Origin of the sequence: Parabacteroides sp. AM58-2XD, from assembly GCF_003463685.1 — a bacterium.
GTDB classification, from domain to species: domain Bacteria; phylum Bacteroidota; class Bacteroidia; order Bacteroidales; family Tannerellaceae; genus Parabacteroides; species Parabacteroides segnis.
Window position 1 is genome coordinate 23509 of record NZ_QSDP01000076.1, and the last position, 7363, is coordinate 30871.

The window sequence follows — 7363 nt, forward strand, 5'->3', positions numbered from 1 at the left end:
CAATGATACATACGCATGAAAATACGGGTGCTCCGACACCGGAAGATGTTGCTGCTGTATTGAAAGAAGCTCGTGAAAAAGCACCTAATGCTCGGATACGTATCGGTCAGCTGGAAGATTTTTATGATGCCCTGATGAAAGAAAACCCATCATTGCCTGTAGTAAAGGGGGATATGCCGGATACCTGGATTCATGGATATATGTCGATGCCTAAAGAAGTAAAAATCAATAAGGCTATGCAGCGTGTCATTTATAATACGGAAACGTTGAATTCCTTACTCAAACAGTGGAACATAACTCCCGAACCGGTTGAACCTTATGTTGAAAAGGCTATTGAACAATCTTTATTGTTTGATGAACATACTTTTGGGTTGGCAATGAGTCATGGACACCAGGATTTTTGGAAATATGGGGACGATTTTACAGTCAGCAGGGCGCAAGGGCTGTATGATTTTATAGAAACATCCTGGAATGAAAAAGGAAGTAGGGTGCACCGCGCTGAACAATATATTATTCCTTCTTTACGAAAGGATTTGAAGAAACTAGCTCAGAATGTAGCCGTTAAAGGGCGTAAAGTTGTTGTCTATAACCCGCTTCCCTGGAAACGTTCGGGTTTGGTCAGTTTCCATATGGGAGTTTATAAAAAAAATTTCCAGGTTTATGGTTTGAAGGATGAATTGACAGGTAAGATTTTGCCGGTATATAACGACTACAATCACCTGTCTTTTCATGCAGAAGATATTCCATCCCTGGGGTATAAGACTTATACGTTGGTAACATCTCCTATATCTGAGGATTCCCGAAGTTCCCGTATTGATGAAGTAGAAGCTGTGTTGGAAAACAACTATTTCAAAATAGAAATAAATAAGGAAAACGGTGCATTACTTTCTGTTTGGGATAAACAACAACAGAAAGAAATGGTCGATGGGAAGAATGAATATGGATTCGGAGAGTATATCCACGAGAAATTTGGTCAAGAGGAAATCAACCGTTATAATGCGAATTATGTGAAGCCCGGACATCATGGCTGGGCTGATCAGGAGATGGGGCGGCCGGAAAATCCAGACCTGAAATATGAAATGATAAAGGGCAGATTAAATAAAATCAAATATTTGCAGACCTCCCATTCAGTTAGTGCTACCGCATTCTGTCAGACAGGTGCTGGCGATGACTATACATTAACTTATACGTTAGAAGATAGCTCCCCTTATCTGGAAATTTGTTGGGGGATACGGAATAAACCGGCTGAATCCCAACCCGAAGGTGGTTGGCTTGCTTTTCCGTTTAATCTGTCGAATCCTTCATTCCGGTTAGGGAGAACCGGCGGTGTTGTTAATCCGGTCACTGATTTTGTAAAGAACACCAATCATGATTATTTCTTCCTGAATACCGGTATGGCTATTGTTGATAATCAAGGGAAGGGGTTTGGTCTAAATACACCGAATGCCCCGGCTGTCAGTCTGGACCGTCCCGGTCTGTTCCGTTTCTCCGGAGAGTTTATTCCCCAACGACCTAATGTTTTTGTCAATCTGTTTAATAATCAGTGGGGAACTAATTTTACAGAATGGATAGAAGGAGGTTTTTCTGCCAAAGTATATCTATGGTCGATCGATAAATACAGTAATGAGACTTCTCTTATTACACCGACAGAAGAAACGCGTGTTCCTCTGATGGCAACATATACAGAGGATGATGGAGGTGAACTTCCGCTCTTTTCCGAGGGGATTACATTGTCGGAAAAAGGAATTTTAGTTACTGCTTTCGGACCGAATACAGATGGTGAGGGAGACTTGTTGAGACTTTGGGAACAAGCTGGTAAAAAAGGCAAATGTACTGTTACATTATCCGGAAAATCATATCGGTCTGCTCAATTCTGTAATCTGCGCGGTGAACCGTTGGGAGATTCGTTTCCAATAAAGAATAATGAGCTGTCCGTCGAGATGCATGCCTATCAGCCTGTATCGATCATATTAAAAAGGTAATAAGGAATGTAATTAAATAAATAAGAAAATATGAATACGTTTGAGCCTGACTACAGAAATATTTTAAAGGTATTATATAATCAGAAACCTGATTATTTGCCTTTATATGAGCATAATATCGATGCCCCTTTTGTTTCTAAATGTATAGGGGAGGAATTGTCGTTAAATGGCCGTAAAAGCCGCTCTGATCTGGATGAGTATTTTAGTAAATATATTTCTTTCTGGAAAGAAAATACCTATGATGCATTCAGTTATGAAGCTGCGATTTGCGAAATCCTTCCCGGTCATGGGGCTATATTAGGGGGGATGCTCGGTCCTATTCAGACCCGCGATGATTTTGACAGATATCCGTTTGACGATATTCCCCGTATTTTCTGGGAAACATACAGACCTCGGTTGGAGTCTATCCGGAGAGTAATGCCCGCCGGGATGAAAGCCTATGGAGGTTGTGGATATGGTATTTTTGAAACAGCTCAGGATCTGGTGGGTTATGAAAGCCTTTGTGTCATGCAGTATCTCGACCCGGAACTTTTTGCCGACATTTTCCGGAAAATCGGTGAACTCTACGAAACATTGTGGACTAAGATGTTGGAGGAGTACGACGATCTTTTTGTCTTCTATCGCATGGGAGATGATTTGGGGCATCGTATGGCAACAATGCTCGAACCGGATACGATCCGTCAGTTTATTTTACCGCTGCATAAGAAAGTGATCGATATCGTACATAATAAGAATAAGAAGTTCTTACTGCATTGTTGTGGGAATATCAAAGAGATCATGCCTGATATTCTTCAGAACGGGATAGATGCCAAACATTCGAATGAAGACCAGATATGTCTTTTTGATGAATGGATCGATAACTATTCGGATAAAATCGGTCTGTTCGGAGGATTTGATATGAATTATCTGATCTTGAATCCGTATGACCAGGTCTTTAACAAAGTTCTGGAGGAAGGTACACGGTTCCGTAAAAAAGCGAACGGATACGGTCTGGGATCCGGCAATTCAATACCTGATTACATGCAGATAGAGGGATTCTATGCAATGGTAGATGCCGTAAAAGAGATAAGAAGAAGGGAACAATTAACTAAATAAATAGAATAGTATGGAAAACACATTAGAAAGAATAGCACTTTGTGTCGAAGTGGGTAAGATCAATGCAAAAACTCCTTATCCTCCGGCAATGAAAGGGGAAGACGGAGCTGATGAATTGACATTGAAGGCTTTGGAGCAGGGGTATTCCCCCAATGACATTTTAACAAAGGGATTGATCGTTGGTATGAACAATATCGGTGTGAAGTTCAAAGAAAATAAAGTGTTTGTGCCTCAGGTTCTGATGAGTGCAAAAGCTATGAGCGGTGGCATGCAACATCTGAAAAGATATTTTAATGACGGTTCGGTCAAACGTAAAGGTAAATTGATTATCGGTACGGTAAAAGGAGATTTACATGATATTGGTAAGAATCTAGTATGTATGATGGTGGAAGGAAATGGCTATGAGATTATCGACTTGGGGGTAGATGTTACGGAAGAAAAGTTTGTGGACGCTGTCAGAGAAAATCCGGATGCTTTTGTTGGAATGTCTGCTTTGTTGACAACCACAATGGTCAATATGGAGTCGATCAATACAGCTATAAAGACAGAGTTTCCTCAAGTGAAAACATTTATAGGCGGAGCACCTGTGAGCAGCGATTTTGCTCAGAAAATAGGTGCAGACTATTATACAGAAGAGCCTCAGCGGTTAGTAGAGATTTTAAACCAGTTAACATCTAATTGATATGACATCAAGAGAACGTTTTTTGACAGCATTATCGGGTGGTGTACCCGACAGAATTCCTATTATGGAACATCTTTTCAGTTTGAAACTTATGCAGGAGCTGTTGGGATATACAACGGTTTTGTATGATGGTAAAACACAGGCAAAGCTGGCTACCAAGCTGGGTATCGATGGTATCTGGACGCCGATTAACGGTTTCTGTGGTATCGAAGAGACTCCTCATGAACCGAATGAGATATACAAAGATGAATGGGGCGTTACCTATCAGAAAAACGGCTGGCCGATCATCGCACAAATCGATACACCTGTAAAATGCCGTGAAGATTGGGAAGCGTATACTTTACCTCCGGTCGATACGCCTTATCGCCTCAAAATTTTCAAAGATGTGAAGGCTGCTAATACGGAAGACCTGGCAGTCGTGTTGGGTACTTTGGGACCGTTCACCATGCTATCCTGGTATATCATGGATTTCGAGACATTGGCTATTACCATGTATACGGATCCGGAAATGGTACATGAAATAAATGAAGCAGTGTTGGAATGGACATTGGGGGCTATCCGCCTGGCTGTAAAGGATGGGGGAGTCGATTGTGTACAAATATCTGATGACTGGGGTGGTACGAATGCTTTGTTGATTTCTCCGGATGACTTCCGTACTTTCTTCATCCCTTATTTCAGGCGTTTGGTTGCCGGTATCAAAGAATTAGGAGTGCCGGTTATTATGCACAACGATGGAAGAATCTGGGATGTCCTCGACGATCTGGTAGATTGCGGTATCGATGGACTTCACCCTGTAGAACGGGCAGCCGGTATGGATCTGAAAAAAGTAAAAGAAAGATATAAAGGAAAGTTGACCCCTATCGGTAATGTCAATAACAAAGTGACGATGGCTTCCTCCGATCCGGATGCTGTTCGTAAAGAAGTACTGGAGTGTATCAGGGAAGCTGCTGTCGATGGAGGATATATGATTGCGACAGATCATAGTATTCACGATCTGATCCCTACGGAAAACGTGCGATGTCTGATAGATACAATCAATAAGTATGGAAAATATCCTATTGACTTGACTTTCTGATGAAAATAATAATTTTAGTCGATAAGAATGGAGAGTTTAATTTAAATAAAGTATTTTTGATGTCGATCAATTATTAAAAACAAAGGGGGATTATGATACGGTTTGTATGGGTATTTGTTGTGTTGCTGTGTGGTTCTGTTATTTGTCAGGCTCAGAATATAAAGATCCGGCAGTACCTGTGGAAGAGCGGGTAGAAGATCTGTTATCACGGATGACGCTGGATGAGAAAATTGCCAGATGGGAATGATTCGTCTGGATGAAGCTGGAAAGAAGGGATTAAACGGGATTGGAGCTTGTGAAAGCCCTTTCATTAAAGCAGCCGACATTGCCGGAATATCGGCTGTTTCGAAACGTTTTTTCCGTGACAGCACCCGTTTGGGAATACCACCGATACAGATCGCAGAATGTTTGCATGGTTTTCTGTCTCATGGTTCGACCGTTTTTCCCCAGGCTATAGCCCAGGGAAGTACCTGGAATCCGGAACTGATAAAGGAAATGGCTTCGGTTATAGCTCTGGAAGCCAGTAGTGCAGGTGTTGATCAGGCTTTATCCCCTTTGTTTGATATTATACGTGACCCCCGTTATGGGCGGGTAGAAGAGTGTTACGGAGAGGATTATTATTTGGTCGGTGAGATTGGTTCCGCTTTCGTTCGTGGAATGCAAGGTGAACCGGAACAGACCAGAAAGAGAATAGGTACAGGCAAGTTGATCTGTACAGCCAAACATTTTGCCGGGTACTCTGCTCCGGTGGCGGGTATAAATCTGGGACCGACCTCTATCGGTGAGCGGGAGTTACGTTCTTCCCACTTGCCGGCTTTCCGTAAAGCTATAACGGAAGCGAATATTTATTCGGTTATGCCTTCTTATAATGAAGTGGACGGTATAGCGGCTCATGAAAGTAAGTTCTTGTTACAACAGGTTTTGAGAGATGAGTGGAATTTCCAGGGATATGTTTTTTCCGATTATGGAGCGATGGATATGCTCCGTTATTTTCATCGGACATCGGCGGACAGAAAAGAGGTTGCCCGGAAAGCAATCACGGCCGGCGTTGATTTAGAAGCACCCTCTCTGGAATGTTATGCTTCTTTGGCGGAATTGGTTGAGGATGGTACAATCCCTGTTTCGATGATTGATACCTGTGTAAAACGCATATTACGTGTTAAATTTAAAGCAGGATTATTCGAAAAACCTTATGCTTCCCCGGAAATATCCCGACAGGTCGTAGGAAAGGCAAGCCATAAACAGTTGGCTCAACGAATAGCCGAAGAATCTGTTATTCTGCTGAAAAATGAATCGTCTCTTCTTCCGTTAAACCGTTCGTCATTAAAGTCTGTAGCCGTAATAGGCCCGAATGCCGATCAGGTTCAGTATGGCGATTACAGTTATACCAAAGGAAATCTGTCCGGTGTGACTGTATTACAGGGAATTAAAGAGTTTGTGGGAAAAGGTACAACGGTACGATATGCAAAAGGATGTTCTATCTCCGGTGAAAGTAAGGATGGTTTTGGAGAAGCACTGGATGCTGCAAATAAGTCTGATCTCATCGTTTTTGTAATGGGCGAAACCAGTTCTACTTTGTCCGGCATCGGTTGGGGAGACGAATCGACTAATAAAGCAGACGATCCGAATACTTGTGGGGAAGGCTTCGATGTAACAGATTTAAATCCGTATGGAGTACAACGAGAGTTATTGCAGGAAATATATAAAACCGGCAAACCGGTCGTTCTGGTTCTGGTACATGGACGCCCCTGGTCGATAACCTGGGAGAAAGCCCATATCCCGGCAATACTTGAAGCCTGGTATCCGGGAGAAAAAGGCGGAACAGCGATTGCCCGGATATTATTTGGAGAAGTAAACCCGTCCGGACGCTTGTCTGTCAGCATCCCTCAGAGCGTAGGCCACGTTCCGGTCTTTTACAACCATAAGCCATCCGGCAGAGGTTTTTACCATTCACCGGGTACAAAAGAAAAGCCTGGACGCGACTATGTCTTTTCTTCTCCGGATCCGTTGTTCCCGTTTGGTTACGGTTTGTCTTATACTACATTTGAATATTCGGGTTTACAAGTTTCTAAAAAGAGATTTGGTCCGGATGATAAGATACAGGTTTCTTTGGACGTAACTAATACTGGAAAGAGAGCCGGCAAAGAAGTTGTCCAGTTATATGTTCGGGACTTGATAAGTTCCGTATCCATCCCTGTAAAACAATTGATAGGCTTCACGAAAGAAGAGTTGGTTCCCGGAGAAACAAAGCGGGTGACCTTTCAGGTTTCTCCCGATGAACTGGGACTATGGAATGAAAATATGCAATATGTGACCGAACCTGGCGAATTTGAACTGATGGTAGGCCGTTCTGCGGAAGATATCCTGCTAAAAGAAAAAATAGAATATATAGAATAACATATTTGAAACCTGAGTTCAAGATAGGACAAGCCGTACAAATATTCGTATTATTAATATTGAACGAATAAAACATATATATCGAATGAAAGGAACATATATGTGTTTTATTCGTTTGATATATATCAAACG

At 42.1% G+C, this 7363-nt stretch carries 6 protein-coding genes; all 6 read left to right on the forward strand.

Going from position 1 to position 7363, the window contains the following annotated elements; genetic code table 11:
* Positions 1-2: 2 nt before the first annotated feature.
* The 6 genes from DXA15_RS17130 (at position 3) to DXA15_RS17150 (ending at position 7231) form a co-directional block, all read left to right on the forward strand.
* Positions 3-1982 (forward strand): glycoside hydrolase family 38 C-terminal domain-containing protein, encoded by a 1980-nt coding sequence (locus DXA15_RS17130; RefSeq protein WP_233567387.1) that lies wholly within the window; start codon positions 3-5, stop codon positions 1980-1982.
* A 30-nt stretch (positions 1983-2012) separates the two neighbouring features.
* Complete coding sequence (locus DXA15_RS17135; protein ID WP_046145329.1) at positions 2013-3077, forward strand: uroporphyrinogen decarboxylase family protein; 1065 nt, start codon at positions 2013-2015, stop codon at positions 3075-3077.
* A 10-nt stretch (positions 3078-3087) separates the two neighbouring features.
* Positions 3088-3759, forward strand: coding sequence for a corrinoid protein (locus DXA15_RS17140; RefSeq protein WP_128134824.1), 672 nt, complete (start codon positions 3088-3090; stop codon positions 3757-3759).
* 1 nt (position 3760) lies between these two features.
* Positions 3761-4834 (forward strand): uroporphyrinogen decarboxylase family protein, encoded by a 1074-nt coding sequence (locus DXA15_RS17145; RefSeq protein ID WP_128134825.1) that lies wholly within the window; start codon positions 3761-3763, stop codon positions 4832-4834.
* A 106-nt stretch (positions 4835-4940) separates the two neighbouring features.
* Positions 4941-5081: a hypothetical protein gene (locus tag DXA15_RS25300; RefSeq protein ID WP_158579677.1), complete on the forward strand. Its 141-nt coding sequence runs from the start codon at positions 4941-4943 to the stop codon at positions 5079-5081.
* Positions 5072-7231 (forward strand): glycoside hydrolase family 3 N-terminal domain-containing protein, encoded by a 2160-nt coding sequence (locus DXA15_RS17150; protein ID WP_128134826.1) that lies wholly within the window; start codon positions 5072-5074, stop codon positions 7229-7231. Before DXA15_RS25300 ends, DXA15_RS17150 begins: the two co-directional genes overlap by 10 nt.
* Positions 7232-7363: the final 132 nt, after the last annotated feature.

Coding starts and splice junctions, on each gene's coding strand:
- DXA15_RS17130 (WP_233567387.1), top strand. CDS start 3: ATGATACATACGCATGAAAATACGGGTGCTCCGACACCGGAAGATGTT.
- DXA15_RS17135 (WP_046145329.1), top strand. CDS start 2,013: ATGAATACGTTTGAGCCTGACTACAGAAATATTTTAAAGGTATTATAT.
- DXA15_RS17140 (WP_128134824.1), top strand. CDS start 3,088: ATGGAAAACACATTAGAAAGAATAGCACTTTGTGTCGAAGTGGGTAAG.
- DXA15_RS17145 (WP_128134825.1), top strand. CDS start 3,761: ATGACATCAAGAGAACGTTTTTTGACAGCATTATCGGGTGGTGTACCC.
- DXA15_RS25300 (WP_158579677.1), top strand. CDS start 4,941: ATGGGTATTTGTTGTGTTGCTGTGTGGTTCTGTTATTTGTCAGGCTCA.
- DXA15_RS17150 (WP_128134826.1), top strand. CDS start 5,072: ATGGGAATGATTCGTCTGGATGAAGCTGGAAAGAAGGGATTAAACGGG.